The organism is Candidatus Defluviilinea proxima (genome assembly GCA_016721115.1).
GTDB lineage: Bacteria > Chloroflexota > Anaerolineae > Anaerolineales > Villigracilaceae > Defluviilinea > Defluviilinea proxima.
The window spans coordinates 3,974,120-3,989,713 of the sequence record JADKIW010000001.1 but is presented as its reverse complement, the minus strand read 5'-3'; the positions used below and the strand labels follow the sequence as shown (position 1 = coordinate 3,989,713).

Here is a 15,594-nt window from a genome sequence, read left to right as displayed (position 1 = left end):
ATGAGAGATTTACGTGAATATGCAAAACAAACCGGGGTGCGCCTTGCCCTTGGTGCCTTTACTCTTTTATTGGTAGTGGGCGTTGGATTGATCTGGGTTATTTACGGCGGACAAGCCGCTGGCATGGGGTTGACTTGCATGTTGGCTGGGCTGTTCCCGGTCGTCTTGATCCTGGCTGTCTTTGTTGGGATTGAATGGATCCTCAAGCATGCCCGACCCAAGTAATACAACCCTCATTCAGTTTAATGATTGGACGTTACGAGTTCGGGAAGCGACTGAACGCCCTTCGCGTTTGTTGTTGATGCTCCATGGGATTACCGGTGACGAGAACTCCATGTGGGTTTTTGCGCGTGACCTTCCTAAACAATATTGGATGATCGCTCCGCGCGCCGCTCATGTTGCTGAGCCATTTGGCTATTCCTGGCGTCCGCCTCAGCCCGGGACCTTTGGCCGGCCCAGCCTCGATCAGTTTTTGCCAGCGGCTGAGGCACTGATCCACCTCGTGGATGAGTATCAGGCATCGGCTAAGATAGAAGCGAGCGATTTTGATGTGATGGGATTCAGTCAGGGGGCGGCTATGTCCAATTTGTTGGCATTGTTGTATCCGCAGAGAATCCGAAAAATCGGAATCCTTGCAGGCTTTGTGCCAAGTGGTTTGGATGATGTCATTCGACAACGCCCACTGGAAGGCAAAACGATTTTCGTGACACATGGGACAAAAGATGATTTGGTTCCTATTGACCGTGCGCGTGCTTCGATGGAGTTACTTGAGCAGGCAGGGGCGAAGGTTACCTACTGTGAAGATGAAGTGGGGCACAAGGTTAGCCTGAATTGTATGAAGGCGTTACGCTCGTATTTTGAAGATTAGGATTTTCTTAACGACAGTTGACTCGGGTATGATTCAAGATTATCCTCCCATCCATTAATGTAATTGAGGAATAGAATGCAAAATAACATTTCACGTCGTGATTTTTTGAAAGTATCAGGTGTTGGTTTGGCGGGCTTGGGTGCGCTGGCTCTCAAGGGATATAACCCTTTGGAGCTTTCTCGCCCTTTGGCGCAATTCCCAGCGGCAGAACGGTTGGGACGCGTGTTTTCCAAGATCGATGTGCGAGGCGAGCCGAATATCAATGCTCCATCGCTCGGCGTTTTGTATGATGACGCTGTTGTGGTTTGGGAACATGAGCTTGTTACGCGCGGCGCGATCGACCCGAATCTGATCAACCAACGTTGGGTAAAGACGCCAGACGGTTACATCTATGCTGATAACCTTCAGCCGGTGCGAAACCTTGTCAACACCCCGTTGACTTCCATCCCTGATGGAAAGTCTGGCTTTTGGGCGGAAGTCACTGTCCCGTATGTGGATATGCAACTCGAAGGCCCCGCTATTTCGCCACATGTCAAAACATTGGTCGAAGGGAATTTCCCCATTCGCATGTATTACAGTCAGGTGGTTTGGATCGATAAGATCGCGCAAAGCAACGGCTTGATCTTGTATCGCTTCAATGAAAACGGTGGATATCATCCCAGCGGTTTCACCGGTGGTGGTTATGGTGACCTTCTCTGGGGCGATGCCTCTGCGTTCCGTCCGTTGACACAGGATGATATTTCTCCGATCCACCCAGATGTGGACCCTGCTACGAAACGGATTGTTGTAGACCGCACTGAAAATTATCAGGCGCTCTCCTGTTTTGAAGGCAATGAAGAAGTATATTTCTGTCGTGTATCTACAGGTCAATATCGTGACCTGTATGGCAACACAGTGACAGAGTATCTGACTCCGCTTGGAGAACACACTACCTGGCGCAAAGCCATTTCCATTCATATGGCGGGTGGCACAACAGGTTCAGGTTATGATACGGCCGCAGTATCGTGGACAACTCTTTTTAGCGGCGATGGATATGCTATTCATGCCGCGTTCTGGCATAACAAATTCGGTGTGCCTCGCTCGCATGGATGTGTGAACTGCACACCTGAAGATGCAAAATGGATCTTCCGTTGGACGTTGCCTGCCGTAGCGACTGGAGATCAAGGAGACGTGGTTTCGCAAGGATTGGATGCTGGTACGCACGTGATCGTCAAAGAACTGAGCGTATAAAATGGACATTTCAAAGATCTCCATTGGCCTTTCGTTTTTAGCGGGACTGGCCTCCTTCCTTTCACCGTGTGTCTTTTCTCTTGTCCCTGCTTATATTGGATATTTGGGCGGGCGCGCGGCGGGCGGTGAAACAACAGAGAGCAATCGCTTCATCACATTTACTCATGGGCTGGCGTTTGTTCTTGGGTTTAGCGCTGTCTTTATAACACTTGGTGTTGCATCAGCGTCACTTGGGCATTTCCTTTTTGATCTGCGCTGGATACTTGCCAAGGTCGGCGGTGTGGTAGTCATTATTTTCGGCTTGCACATGATCGGCGTCTTCCGCATCCCGTTCCTTGAATACGATACACGTGTACAGCAACTCCCAGACCGCAAATGGGGATACCTCTCGTCTGCGCTGATGGGCGTCTTTTTTTCAGCAGGATGGGCTCCCTGTGTTGGGCCTGTCCTCGGGGCGATCCTGACTCTTTCCCTCAATGGTGGTTCTGTCTCGACGGGAGTCACGCTTCTTTCTGCCTATTCAGCTGGACTCGCCATCCCATTCTTGATCGCCGCTTTGGGCATTGGCTGGGTATCGCTCACCCTCAAAAAATATGGCAAGGTGATGCACTATGTTGAGATCGTTATGGGTGTTATCCTGGTGCTCATCGGTTTTGCGCTCTTTGCTGGCATCTACGAGAAATATGCCGCTCAATTGAGTCAAAACGTTTGGATCGACTTCGGCCTTTAGTCTTTACGAATAAAGTGACAGTTGTATCAAAAGCAACTGTTACTTTATTTTATGGATAGCTCAATGCTTACAATCACACTCTACACACGCAAGAATGACCAGCATTCCGATCAGGCCCGTGCCGACTTGGAATCTTTGAAAGAAAAGTTTCCTCATCGTCTGGCCGAAGTGGATGTTGACTCGGACCCTGCCATCACTAAAAAATATGGCGAGAATGCTCCCGTGCTCGAAGTTGGCCCATATCGCCTCGTTCATCCCTTTGATAAACAAAAAATGACCATGACCCTCGGTGCTGCCAGCGACCGTCGTGGCATGTTGGATAAACTCGGACGGGAAGATCACTACGAACGTGTTGAGCGTGGCGGAAAGATCAGTCGAGGTGACCGCATAATGTTTGGGATCTCCAAGCATTATCTGGCGTTGCTCAATTTCGCCATGTTGCTTTATTTCGGTTTGCCTATCCTTGCCCCGGTGCTTATGAACGCTGGTGTGACCGGCCCTGCCAATGTGATTTACACAATCTACAAACCGCTTTGCCATCAGTTCGGGTTTAGGTCATTTTTCTTGTTCGGTGAACAGGCTTATTATCCGTTGAAAGATGCGCATGTGGATAATGTCATCAGTTTCGAAGAAGCTACTGGGCTAACTGATGTGCACAACCCTGTGAGCCCGTCTCGCTTGGAGGCCCGTCAATTTACCGGCAACCCGACCATGGGATACAAAATGGCGCTCTGTGAACGGGATATTGCCATTTACTCGGCCATCTTCCTCTTTGGTATCGTGTACAGCCTGACAGGTCGACGTATCAAACCTCTGCATTGGATGCTTTGGATTCTGATCGGAATGGGACCCATCGGCCTCGACGGCTTCTCGCAACTATTCAGCCAGATGGAATGGTCTTGGCTGACTCAAATTCTTCCTTATCGAGAAAGCATTCCGCTGTACCGTGTGATCACAGGTGCTTTGTTTGGTTTAGCCACTGCTTGGTTTGCATATCCTGCCATCGAAGAGTCCATGTCTGAGACGCGCCAATTCTTCGTCAAGAAATTCGCCAACATCGCGCAAAATTAATCTATCATGCCTTTTACCCAGCGAAGCGGATTACGCTATTTTCAGTTTAATACCCTGAAGGTTCGTCACGCTATCTTCACACGGCATGGGGGCAAAAGTCTCGGCCCATGGAGTTCCCTCAACGTGGGGGGGATGTTAGGAGACGTGATCGAAAGTGTGCGTGAGAATCGTCGCCTTTCATTTAATGCTTTGGAGCGCGAACCCGATTCCATCTTTGATGTATGGCAAGTGCATGGCACAGATGTTATCTTTGCGGATGCTCCTCGCAATATGGACGAGCCTTATCGACAGGCCGATATTCTTCTGACAGATCGTCTTGAAGTGACGCTCTTCATGCGCTTCGCAGATTGTGTGCCTATTCTGTTTCATGATCCCATAAAAAATGTGATCGGTGTTTCCCATGCTGGGTGGCAGGGGACTGTGCGGGATGTGGCGGGGGCAACCGTCAGAGCCATGACAGAGCGATACGGTTCACTCCCATCAGATGTTGTCGCCTGCATTGGTCCATCCATTGGACCTGACCACTACGAAGTCGGAGAGAATGTGTTTTCACAAGCAACGCAATTGTTTGGGAAAGATTCAGATTTGGTCCTTCAGCCGCACGGCGAAAAAATCCATTTTGATCTATGGAAAGCCAATCAATATCTGCTCGAACGGGCAGGTGTCAAGCAGGTTGAACTTGCCGGTATTTGTACCGCCTGCCATACCGAAGACTGGTTCTCGCACCGTGCTGAAAAAGGGAAAACCGGACGTTTTGGGGCGTTGATCTCCCTCGCGCCGCCTCTTTGACGCGTTAAAAGCTTGTTTTTTCGTAAACTCAATCGCAAAAAGGGGCGGTTATAATATGTTCATGCCCGACCTTGTAACTTCCATACGCGAGAACTATCAACACACCCTTGACCAGATTGCAACGGCCGCGCATAAAAGCGGACGCAACCCTGCAGAGATCAAACTTGTCGTTGTCACCAAAACACAACCGCTAGAGGTGGTTCAGGCCGCCATCGAAGCTGGCGTTCGCATCCTGGGAGAGAATTATCCTGAAGAAGGTGTCACGAAAATTCAATCCTTGGCGTCTCAAAGTGGTGTAGAATGGCACATGATCGGCCATGTGCAGAGTCGCAAAGCTCAACTCGTGGCCAAACATTTTGAACTTTTACACTCTCTCGATAGCCTCAAACTCGCGCAACGGCTGAACCGTTTCGCCGCAGAAAGCGGCAGGGTCCTTCCTGTTCTGCTTGAGTTCAATGTAGGCGGCGAAGAAAGCAAATCGGGCTGGGATGCATCGAATGACTCTCTCTGGAATACCTTACATCCCGATATCCAATCCATTTTGGATTTACCCAACTTGAGCATTCACGGGTTAATGACCATGCCTCCGCTGGAAACTGACCCTGAAGACTCGCGCCGCTTCTTTCTACGCTTGAGGCTGTTACGTGACCATCTGGCCTCTACCTTCCCGAAAGCGGATTGGCGTGAACTCTCGATGGGTACGAGCGCAGATTACACCGTTGCAGTAGAAGAGGGCGCAACCCTCGTCAGAGTAGGAACGGCTATCGTAGGAGCACGCAGATATAAGTCGGAGAAAGAAGCGTTGTGATATTACTTGCAAAAGCCATTGACACATTGTCCAGCATTTATGTTTTGATCGTTTTCGCATCCGTTCTTCTTTCTTATGTGATGGACCCGTATCATCCGGTGCGACAAGGCATTGATAATCTTGTTCGGCCGTTACTGGATCCGATCCGAAGGATCGTACCACCTGTTGGAATGTTGGATTTTAGTCCTTTGGTTTTGATTGTATTGATCCAGATTGTTTCAAAATTGTTGATCAATTTTCTATATGCAATTTCCTGAGGTGAACAATGAATGATCGAAAATTCAAACTGCATGATGGACAAAAAGGCTCTGCCATTGCTGTACGTGTGACTCCGCGCGCCAGTCGCAACGAGATCGTGGAGATCCTGGATGATGGAACGATCAAGGTACGCCTTGCGGCTCCTCCTTCAGATAACGAGGCAAACGATGCTTTGATCGAATTTCTCTCCGAGATCCTCGGTGTTTCGAAATCGCAATTGGACATTGTTGCAGGTGGTGCTGGGCGCGATAAGTTGATCTCAGTTGTGAATATGGATGTGGAAACCGCCCACCAACGAATTCTGGCGCATCTTGGCTGACTGATATTTTCCATGAGTTAAAACCAGAGAGCCGTCACTGTACAGTGATGGCTCTCTTTATGTTTGTGTTTTAAATTTTTATTGCTTCATAGGGCTGTATATGGAACGATATGTATTGTATATCTCATAAATGTATCGAATGTAATCGCGAGTCTCTTTGTAACGGATGATCTCAAGGAAGAGGTCGGGGTCGTCACCCGCGAGTCCTTTCCAGGCGAGTGCGTTGCCTGGGCCCGCGTTATAAGCCGCGAGGCTCCCATAAAGATTGCCCAGCAGGTCACGGTTCTTATCGAGGTAATACGTTCCAAAGCGGACACTGACAACGGGGCGATACAGGTCTTTGGGTGTAAAGCCCAGTGGCCACCCAAGTTCTCGCGCGATCTGTGTGCCGGTGTCAGGAATGATCTGCATCAACCCATGCGCCCCGGCTGTTGAACTGACAAACCCTTCGAACAAACTTTCCTGTCGAATAACACTGAACATGAAGAGCGGATCAAGCCCGTAGCGTTCTTCTTCTACGAGGATCAGGTCTTGATAATACAACCCGTAGCGAATGTGATTGAAGTATGGTGGTGCGGCAAGCGAAGTGGTTTGGTCGTTTAACCCTGCTAAGGTCAATACCTCGCGCGCGGCGAAAATGGCTGTGCGATATAAGCCGATATCGTATAAATGATTCGCAAGGCGGAAGCTATCAACGGCATTTGTTTTCACGGCTTCTCTCAAGGCTTCAAATTCAAGACGTGCTTCGCCGTACATGCCAAGTTCCCATAGCTCTGTGCCGCGAATAAAACGTGGGTCTTGTGCCAGCGCGCCGGGGCCGGTAAGGTCTGTTTCTGGAGGAAGCTTGAACGAAATCCGAACCCAAACCTCGGCATCTTTACGTTCCTGATTCATGTCGACATCCAGATTGATAGAGGGCGGCGAGGCGAAGGGTTCCCTCTTGGCCAGAATATCTTCAGCGCGCATGCTATAGTAGCCACCGCGATCAGCAAGTTGTGCCTGTTGCCATGATTTTTCTGCTGAAGCGGAATCGCCAATCTGTGTTTGTGTTTTGCCGATCCAGAAATTAGCTCGCGCACGGTCTTCTGCTTTTGTTGAAAGGATCAGATCCCGCTGAAATGAAGCGAGTGCGCCTGCGTAATCTGTGAGACGGAAACGTGTGATGCCTGCCAGAAAGAGCGCATCCGGTGTTTGGTCGTCTGATGGATATTCGTTGGCAACACGATCCCATAATTGGGCGGCTTCTTCGAGCCTGCCATCGCGTTCTGTGATACGTGCGGCGCTCATCAAGAAATCGGGAGCGGCATCTGAGGTTGGAACTGTGGATACGAAATCAAGAAGTGTTTTCGCTCCTGCGGCATAGTTGCCTATAGTGATCCATTCCAGGTTTGACTTTTCTTCCCATGCATCTGTCCAGCGGGGATGGGATGGATAAGTTTTGATGAAGCTATCAAGGGCGGCGATGGCATCTTGTGTGCGTTGCATATCGCGCAATGTCAACGCGCGGTAATAGGATGCGGTTCCATCGTGCGCAGGGTTGTCTGCGATGTAACGGTCTAAGGCGACCAGTGCGATGTCATATTGGTCTGCGAAGTAATCAACAAGTCCACGGTCGAGATCGCTGACGGTGACCTTCGCATCCACAAGTTGGACGAGTGCGAGATAGGCATACTCTGAAAGCGGATAATTCTGTACGGCGTGCAAATAACGAGTCTGTGCTTCGCTGGTCTGCCCGAGTTTAATATGGGTGTTGCCAACGAAATAATCCATTTGTGCGCGGGTGTAATCGTTGGTGGTGGTGTTGAAGACTTGATCGAACAGGGTCAAGGCGCCAGCGTAGTCGCCGAAGTCGAATCGGGATTGCGCAATTTTGATCTGTAGAGTCAGGCCATCGTCGAGGCGTGAGGCGTTGAGCGCGGCGGTGTAGGCGTTGATGGCGTTGGTGTAGTCCGCAGTTTGGTAAAGCGCATCGCCGCGATATTCCTGTACGTATCCATCTAACACGCCGGGCACACGAGTTAGATATGTGTTGTATGCATCGGCCGATTGTGGGAATTGGTTGAGCGCGTAATAGGCCTGGCCCATCAAAAAATAGGCGCGCGCGGCATACGTGGACTCGGGGTATTCGACGGTCAACTTTGTGAGCGTGTCGATGGCTGTTTGGTATTGACCCTGATCCAGCGCCATCCGTCCGAGCCCCCAAATCGCGGCGGCTTGCACAGCGCGGTCTGTGGATTCGTTGAAGGCGGTTTCGTATTGTGCGCGTGCTTGATCGAAATCACCATAGAACAATGCGTGATCTCCGGATTCAACGCGCACCACTGGCACAGGGGTTGGCAGGGGTGTTGCTGTTGGCGGGGGCGTCGACGTGGGGGTAGGTCCGGCGGTGGCTGTGGGCGTGGAGGTAGGCGGTAGAGTGGGTAATGCCTGGCATGCTGAAAGCGCAAGAATGACCAACAGCCAGACCGTTTTTGTTGTATTTTTCATATGAAACTTATACTGGATGAAAGGAGGGGTGTCAATGGACATGTTTTGTTTGTGTACCGTAGTTTTCCAAAAGGTCACAATTTGAGCTTTTGTATGTGCTTTAACTGTGAAATTGGCCTATTTTGTTCCCTAAATGCTACTTTTCGTTTTGGTAAGCCTAACAAGGATGAAAACGATTCCGTGATTTGTCACTTGTATTTTTTGGGGTAACAGATAAAATAAACATAGTTCTGGAGACGGTCTCCAAACAAGTAAAAACTTATATTCGAAAGGAATTAAATCATGTTATTCGCACCCAAAGAAAAAGGTCAAGGTCTCGTCGAGTACGCTATCATTTTGGCCCTCGTCGCCATCGTCGTTATCGCCGTCATGCGCTTGCTCGGACCCAAGATCGGTAACACCTTCAGCTCCATCAACAACTCCCTCACCGTGTAATTCACGAGAAGGAAACGAAAAGCCCCGTCATTTGACGGGGCTTTTTTGTTTAGAGATATATTCTTACGCTGACTTTAACCAATAGTTCTTGTGCACAGTTCTTAGAACACTTTTTAGATATAGCCTGATGGCTTTTTTGACATCTGTGTCATCGGCTTCGACCCCTCCGATGCCTAAGCCAAATGTTCCGATGAGATCTTCTTCGTGAGGTTTTCCAAAAGATGACTTCAAATCCTCTTTGGGAAGTTTATGTTGATAGAGTCTGAAAATTAACGTGTTCCCCGGTATAGGGAAAACATATAGGCATTCCCGCTTCGTTTCTAATAACAGGTAGGTTCTTTCTTTGAAGGCATTTTCCTGGATCGAACCTCTTCCGTGAAAAGCATTTTCGTTGTATTCAACGAGGACGTCACGGATGACATTCCTCCACTTTCTCCATTGACTTTGAACGGCTTCTTGACTCAGGTCTTTGAATCTCATAATTTTCCGCCTTTGAGACTGATTGGATTTGGAACTACCCTTGTGTCATTCCAAATTAATTATTATCACAAACTTGTGTGAACCGTTTGTGTTTTGTAACCTTCTCTAAAAGTCTAGCATGGACGATCTGTCGATGGATGTCACGAACCCTCCACCGCCTTCCGCACATCTTGCAAAATTTCTCCGCCTTCGCATTTCGCCAATTCATCGAACAACCTCAACACGGACTTCACCACCCCCGCATGTGGTGCGATCTTCCGCGCCTTGCGGAAGGTTGCGATGGCTTGCTGAAGGTGGACCATGGACGATTGACCATTGACCATATCTGATTCTCCATCGTCCATCGTCTGTCGTCCATCGTCAATCGGCAATCGTAAATCTAAAATCGTCAATCCTGCCAGGGAAAGCCCCTTCGCATCCAGCGCATCGTAATAATCGGGCGTCTTCGCAAGGATTTCATCCGCCTGCTCAATGGACTTGGCAAAAGCCTCTTGCGCGGCTTCCCTTTCCCCTTGCCGCAAAGCGATGATTCCGTGCAGGGCGGTTGCATTATGATTATATTGTGGTACATCATATTGAAGCGCGGCTTCGATGGTGGCGCGAGCACTGACTAAATCATTTTGGAAAAGATAAGTTTGTGCAAATCCCCAGCGAGCATTTAATTGCACAGGTGGAGATGAAATTTCATTAGCAATTTGAATCGCTTGCTGATAATTTTCTTTGGCTTTTTGATTCTCATCAATACTTAACCAAACATGACCCATATTTTCACGACCAATGGATTCGCTATCGCGGTCGCCAATTTCTTGATTAATTATCAACGCTTGTTCATAGTATTCGATGGCTTTACGAGCATCACCAAGTTCTGAGTAGCGGTTTCCAAGCTTGGAAAGATCATCGCTCTCGCCACTTCGATCACCAACCTCGAGGTCAATTACTAACGCTTGTTCAATGAGCTTGATGGCTTTCTGTATATTGCCCAAAACTGCATATGCACTCCCTAGGTTGCTGAGCCATACCTCTTCATTGCGGCGATCTCTCTGTTCCTGGACTATTGATAATGCCTTTTCATAAAATTCAATGGTTTTTTGAATTTGTCCGATTCTGTAATATGCTGACCCAAGATTACCCATACTAAACTGAGTAAGTGACAAATCGTTGATTTTTCCTTGCAATTTCTCGTGAAAATCAATCATCAAGCGATAATGTCCCCACAAGAATAGGTGATTAGAATCAATTTCCAGCAACACACTTGCTGCAGTATCGTAATCGCCTGCTTCACAGCGCAATTCAAATTCTGCCAGTTGCGCGGAAAGGTCGTCCAGTTTTTTCCATTCTGCGCGGGGTTTGCGGGCTTGTCTAAAATAATCTGCGGCACGGAACAAAAGTGAATATTGTGACCATTTTGCTGAAACTTTTATTTGCTTCAAGGAATCTTGAAATTGAGCTAAGAATTCTTTATCTTGGGCAGTATCGGGATTTTTTGCTTTTTCTAAGATATCCGAATCTAACGTCGAAATTCCCTTTTGCAATTCTTGGAAAAGTTCTCTGTCACTAGGCTCTAAGAATTTTATAAGTTCGGCAAACCCATCAATTGTTGCCTGTTGATCGCCTTGTTTTACTTTTTCAATCAACTCGGGTTTGAGTTCAAAAAGCTTCTTCAAGAAATAACGTTCCAAACTGACTTGTGATTGATTTCCAGTGGTGAGCCAATCGGTTTGGCTACCTTTTTGTATAAGGTTTAATGCATATTCTTGATCTATAGGATGGAGATGATATTTACTTTCACTGCGCCGCACAAAGTGCATGTTTACCAGACGGTTAAGCATCGGCGCGCTGTCAATGCTTGGCAAATGCGGTTGCAACAGGTAGTCAATCGCGGCGGGGCTGACGGGTCGATTATAGACAGCCAGCGCTTGCATCACTTTTTGCGCGCTCGGGTCAAGGCGGTTGAAGGCTTCGCCGACCAGTTTCTGCACCACTTCATCGGGCAGGCTGAGCTCGAGCAGTTCTTCGAGCGTGGTGTAACGGTCAACCGACAGGATGGCATACAACGCTTCCAACGCGCGCGGGTAGCCGCGTGTCTTTTCGCGGGCTTTATTCAGCAACGCATCAGGCGCAGACTTGAGTCCTACGCGTCCGTCCGCGTCCATTTCACGCAGGACGTTTTCCGCGTAAGGCGATTCGAGTCCTTCATCCAAACTCAGGTGATGCTGCCTGCCTGGCTCGCCCATCGCCAGGTCACGCGGCGCGACGCGCGTGGTGATGACCGCTTTCACGGCATGGTGCTGTCCGCCGAGCAGGGCGTTCAGCGCCTCGCTCAATTCGCTGTCACGCAGGCTCAGGCTTTCGGGGTCGATCAGGGTTTCAAAGTTATCCAACAGCAGGATCACACGCCCGCTGGGGAAGGCATCCAACAGCGAGCGCATTTTATCACCTGTGGATGTCTGCGGGTTCTTATAGATTCCCTCCAACCGCTCGGCATCATCCTTGGGCAGGAGTTTGCTCAAGTCCGCGAAGACGTTCGCAAAGTTGACCCTGTGACTGCCCGTCTCGCTCAAATAGACGATCCCGTCAACTTTCATCTCGCCGAGGTCATCGGGAAGCTCGCCTCTTTCCAACGCCTTGAGCAGGCGACAGACCATTGCAGTTTTTCCCACCCCCGCGCGTCCTACAATCGTCATCAAGCGCTGCGAGTCGTTATTGAGGAAGTCCGTGATTTGTTTTGTCTCGATCAACCGATCCTGAAAATAATTCGGCGCGATCCCAGGCGGCGGATTGATAAAGCGCGTGGATGTTTTCCCCGTCACAGGTTTCTCAGGCTGACGCTCGCGCTCGAGTCCGCTTTGGATGTTATCTTCGGTTCGTTTTTCCGCCGCTTTGGGATTCTTAACGATCTCTTCCTGGCGTTGAATCTCGGCTTTCAGCTCTTCAATTTCAGCCTTAATACGATTCTCTTCATCCCCTTTGGCGCGGCGCGAGGCACGCTCGGCGTCAGCAAGGCGGTCTTTGTATGATTGCAGAATGCCTTCGGGGGAATCCATCTCGCGCAGGAACTTGCGAAGTTTTGCCAAGCCATGTTCAAACTCCCCCGTAAAATCAATCCACTGACGATTTCCAAGTCCAAAGGGCTGCTCGGCGTCCTTGTGCAACCGAATGGGGATGACAACCTTTTTGTATTTCAGCGCCCAAGTCCATTCGTTCTTGCACATCGAGCCTTGCGCCGTGCTATCTTTTGTCATCACAAACGCCATGCACTTGCAGGCTCGAATTCCATCCACAATTTGATCATCCCAATCGCGGGCAGGGTCAATATCCCGTTTGTCGAACCAAACGCCTGTGAACTTATCCTCGCCGCCTTCCAATTCGTCGGCAAGTTTACGTGCAAATTCTAGCGCATCTGCTGTTGAATAACTGATGAAACAATGTCCGTCGGCCATGGAGTCCCTCTTTCAGTGAAAGCTAACTGCTTGACGATTGATATTCCAATTATACCTACCATCCGCCCACGAACATGCCAACTTTATGGATGACATTTGTCCCGACTTTGGTATTTCAGAGAATGTCACATACCACCCGAAACCCAATATACTCTTCCGCATCTGACCCCAATATCCGAATCCGTGCCGCACTGCGGCAAAGCTGAGGGTTATCATGCCACGATCCGCCACGGACGACGTGATAGGGATTGTCGATCATTTTGTAGGCGTCATCGTCCCTTGGTGACATGCGGTAGTCATCGATCCAATTGTCCGCGCACCATTCCATCAGGTTGCCGTGCATGTCATACAGCCCAAAGGCATTGGGCGGATACTTCCCGCCTTCGCTTGTGGAATGAAAATAGACTTTGGGCGGTTCTTCGGCAAAGGTGTGCTCCCCGTTGTAGTTGGCGATATCCGACGTCAGCGTTTCGCCGAAAGCGAACGGAGTTGTCGTCCCTGCGCGGCAGGCATACTCCCATTGTGATTCGCTCGGCAGGCGATAGAGTCGTCCCGTCCTTTTGGAGAGTCGCTCGCAGAATTTTTGCGCCTCATTCCACGAGACTCGCTCCACGGGCAACTTATCCCCTTTGAACCTACAGCGTGGCAATTTGCCCATGATCGCTTTCCACTGTCCCTGTGTGATAAGGCATCGTCCCATCATGAACGACTTGATCGTGATGAAGTGTTGCGGATGTTCATCGGGGCCTCCCTCGTTTTGGCGCGATCCCATGTAAAAGGAACCCGCTGGGATGACGACCATGTCCAGCGAAACACCCTTGCCGATGTCTTCGGTGAAAATTTCCGCGTTGTGACGAGTCCGTGCAATGACTTCGCCTCGCGCATCAACGGTCACTGACTCGAACTCAACCTTCACTTCAATCTCACCTTTGGGCTGACCCACGTCACAAGGATGACGAGCAGGTCCGCGACTACGAGCGCGCCTCCCTTGATGAGAAATGAGGTTGGCTTGAGCGAAGCAAGATACTGCACTTCTTCGGGGATAAATTGACTTGGCGCGGCGGCCACGCGTGCCTCGAGCGCCATCCATAGTTGCACTTCACGTTGGTGATGGACTGACAACGTAAAGACGCTAAAGATCGCGATCAACAAAAAAACGAGGGTGATATTCAATCTCACCATATTCTTTACCATCAATCCCTCGTTCGAGAGCACAAATCCGATCACAGCCATTGAAATGATGATTTGAAAATTCCAGATCTCGAAGAAACGTTGTGAGTGTTCCAGTAAGATCGCGATCAACCCAGAAAATTGTTCCATGTGATTCTCCAATCATCAATCGCTTTGTGCGTGTCTCTGTAAAAGTAATGTCAAATCCACTATGAAGTTGCGGCCAATCCAATTTGTTTCGAGTCAACTTTGAAATTGGCGCGTGCATATCCGTAGATATGAGTGGATGCCATGGCAAAGGCTAACCATGCAATGATATTGATTCCTTCCTCGATCCACTGCAGGGTGATAGGTTGGTTATCGAGGCGGGCAAGACCATTGAGAAGAAAGATGCCGATCAGGTTGAGAATGAACAGCCAACCCGCTGATGGAAGTCCCTGGCGGAAACTGAATAGGATCAAAAAGACCCCTGTAAAGAGGGTGGCAAGCACCATCACGCTCAACAAGACCCTTTCCCATGCGGGAGATACGGGTTGTTTGACAAAAAGATAAGCGGATGTTGTAAACACGACCCCAATGAGCGTCAGCGGCGGAGCCCATGCATGAAAGGACCTTTTTCCCTGTGCCGCGCGCATGGTTTGCCACACGCTCCATGCTACTAAAACATAACCTGGAGCCATCAATACAAATAAGCTCTTCTCCATCCACTGGATATCCACCGTGCTATTTGACGATGCCATGATTAATTTCCACAGGGCTTTGAAGATGCCCCCGGCAAGGGTGAGCAGTGTTCCGTAAAACGCAACTTTACCCTGCAATGAATTGACATGTGCAACGATGCGGGTAATGGCGAACAATCCAACGGCAGTAAAAACTATAGGCAAAAAATCCACTAAAGCAAGCAATAAAGTGTATTCCACGGCAGATCCCTTTCTATCTCTAAAATTTTTCTGCGGACCTTTTTGATTTGACGACTTCTACCACCTATCCCAATGCACCACTTCTTCCAATGATCTGCGTCCGCCCTTCTTCGGTGTGGCCAGTAACTTCTCCACTTCCAACGGATACCCAAACGACAATGCGATACGTACATGCCATTCGGGTGGGAATCCTAGAATCTCTCGCGCCTTTTCGTGTTCATACAGTGAAGCAGGGACGGAGCCGACTCCCAATTCCCATGCGGCCAATTGCATGAACGCGGCCGCCTGACCTGCATCGAACATGATCTGAAATTTGCCGTCAGGATCAGGTGTCAAAATGGCAACGGCTAATGCCGCGCCTGCGAGATGTCCCGCCCATGTGCCGCATTCGGATAATGCCTTGAGGACGGCCTTATCTCGTATCGCAATGAACTGCCACGCTTGTTCATTCTTTGAAGATTGCGATCTGCGTCCCGCATTCAAGATCGCTGTCACGATCTCCTCAGGCAAGGCCTCGTCTCGAAATTTTCTAACGGCCCTTTTGGTTCTAATTGCATCTGACACGTTCATCATAACCTCCATACCTCGA

At 49.4% G+C, this 15,594-nt stretch carries 17 protein-coding genes; 10 read left to right on the top strand and 7 right to left on the bottom strand.

Annotated elements, in window-relative coordinates:
- The 9 genes from IPP66_18520 to IPP66_18480 all read left to right on the top strand — a co-directional run bounded on the left by IPP66_18520 (position 1) and on the right by IPP66_18480 (position 6,073).
- On the top strand, positions 1-225 hold the full coding sequence (locus IPP66_18520) for a hypothetical protein (protein ID MBK9927268.1): 225 nt from the start codon (positions 1-3) through the stop codon (positions 223-225).
- Positions 209-868: a hypothetical protein gene (locus IPP66_18515; protein MBK9927267.1), complete on the top strand. Its 660-nt coding sequence runs from the start codon at positions 209-211 to the stop codon at positions 866-868. The genes IPP66_18520 and IPP66_18515 overlap by 17 nt, the downstream gene beginning before the upstream one ends.
- A gap of 75 nt (positions 869-943) precedes the next feature.
- The gene (locus IPP66_18510) at positions 944-2,098 is read left to right on the top strand and encodes a L,D-transpeptidase (GenBank protein ID MBK9927266.1); all 1,155 of its coding nucleotides are present in this window, start codon (positions 944-946) and stop codon (positions 2,096-2,098) included.
- Position 2,099: 1 nt separating this feature from the next.
- Positions 2,100-2,828: a cytochrome c biogenesis protein CcdA gene (locus tag IPP66_18505; protein ID MBK9927265.1), complete on the top strand. Its 729-nt coding sequence runs from the start codon at positions 2,100-2,102 to the stop codon at positions 2,826-2,828.
- 63 nt (positions 2,829-2,891) lie between these two features.
- The gene (locus IPP66_18500; GenBank protein MBK9927264.1) at positions 2,892-3,899 is read left to right on the top strand and encodes a DUF2085 domain-containing protein; all 1,008 of its coding nucleotides are present in this window, start codon (positions 2,892-2,894) and stop codon (positions 3,897-3,899) included.
- 6 nt (positions 3,900-3,905) lie between these two features.
- Positions 3,906-4,688, top strand: coding sequence for a peptidoglycan editing factor PgeF (gene pgeF / locus IPP66_18495; protein MBK9927263.1), 783 nt, complete (start codon positions 3,906-3,908; stop codon positions 4,686-4,688).
- Between the two features lie 55 nt (positions 4,689-4,743).
- Positions 4,744-5,496: a YggS family pyridoxal phosphate-dependent enzyme gene (locus tag IPP66_18490; protein ID MBK9927262.1), complete on the top strand. Its 753-nt coding sequence runs from the start codon at positions 4,744-4,746 to the stop codon at positions 5,494-5,496.
- Positions 5,493-5,753 (top strand): YggT family protein, encoded by a 261-nt coding sequence (locus IPP66_18485; protein ID MBK9927261.1) that lies wholly within the window; start codon positions 5,493-5,495, stop codon positions 5,751-5,753. Before IPP66_18490 ends, IPP66_18485 begins: the two co-directional genes overlap by 4 nt.
- Positions 5,754-5,761: 8 nt before the next feature.
- A complete protein-coding gene (locus IPP66_18480; GenBank protein ID MBK9927260.1) occupies positions 5,762-6,073 on the top strand; it encodes a DUF167 domain-containing protein in 312 nt (103 codons plus the stop codon).
- Between the two features lie 78 nt (positions 6,074-6,151).
- Here IPP66_18480 and IPP66_18475 read toward each other — a convergent pair whose 3' ends face one another.
- A complete protein-coding gene (locus tag IPP66_18475) occupies positions 6,152-8,560 on the bottom strand; it encodes a tetratricopeptide repeat protein (GenBank protein ID MBK9927259.1) in 2,409 nt (802 codons plus the stop codon).
- Between the two features lie 282 nt (positions 8,561-8,842).
- Between IPP66_18475 and IPP66_18470 the strand changes: the two genes are divergently transcribed.
- Positions 8,843-8,995 carry a Flp family type IVb pilin gene (locus IPP66_18470; GenBank protein MBK9927258.1) on the top strand — a complete coding sequence of 51 codons (153 nt, stop codon included), beginning with the start codon at positions 8,843-8,845 and terminating at the stop codon, positions 8,993-8,995.
- Positions 8,996-9,058: 63 nt separating this feature from the next.
- Here IPP66_18470 and IPP66_18465 read toward each other — a convergent pair whose 3' ends face one another.
- From IPP66_18465 to IPP66_18440, 6 genes are all read right to left on the bottom strand, one after another.
- A complete protein-coding gene (locus IPP66_18465; GenBank protein ID MBK9927257.1) occupies positions 9,059-9,475 on the bottom strand; it encodes a hypothetical protein in 417 nt (138 codons plus the stop codon).
- Positions 9,476-9,615: 140 nt separating this feature from the next.
- Positions 9,616-12,915: a TIR domain-containing protein gene (locus IPP66_18460; protein ID MBK9927256.1), complete on the bottom strand. Its 3,300-nt coding sequence runs from the start codon at positions 12,913-12,915 to the stop codon at positions 9,616-9,618.
- A gap of 115 nt (positions 12,916-13,030) precedes the next feature.
- A complete protein-coding gene (locus IPP66_18455) occupies positions 13,031-13,831 on the bottom strand; it encodes a formylglycine-generating enzyme family protein (GenBank protein ID MBK9927255.1) in 801 nt (266 codons plus the stop codon).
- Positions 13,828-14,235: a hypothetical protein gene (locus IPP66_18450; GenBank protein MBK9927254.1), complete on the bottom strand. Its 408-nt coding sequence runs from the start codon at positions 14,233-14,235 to the stop codon at positions 13,828-13,830. Before IPP66_18450 ends, IPP66_18455 begins: the two co-directional genes overlap by 4 nt.
- Before the next feature lie 59 nt (positions 14,236-14,294).
- Complete coding sequence (locus IPP66_18445) at positions 14,295-15,005, bottom strand: hypothetical protein (GenBank protein MBK9927253.1); 711 nt, start codon at positions 15,003-15,005, stop codon at positions 14,295-14,297.
- A 57-nt stretch (positions 15,006-15,062) separates the two neighbouring features.
- Positions 15,063-15,578 carry a nitroreductase family protein gene (locus IPP66_18440; protein MBK9927252.1) on the bottom strand — a complete coding sequence of 172 codons (516 nt, stop codon included), beginning with the start codon at positions 15,576-15,578 and terminating at the stop codon, positions 15,063-15,065.
- Positions 15,579-15,594: the final 16 nt, after the last annotated feature.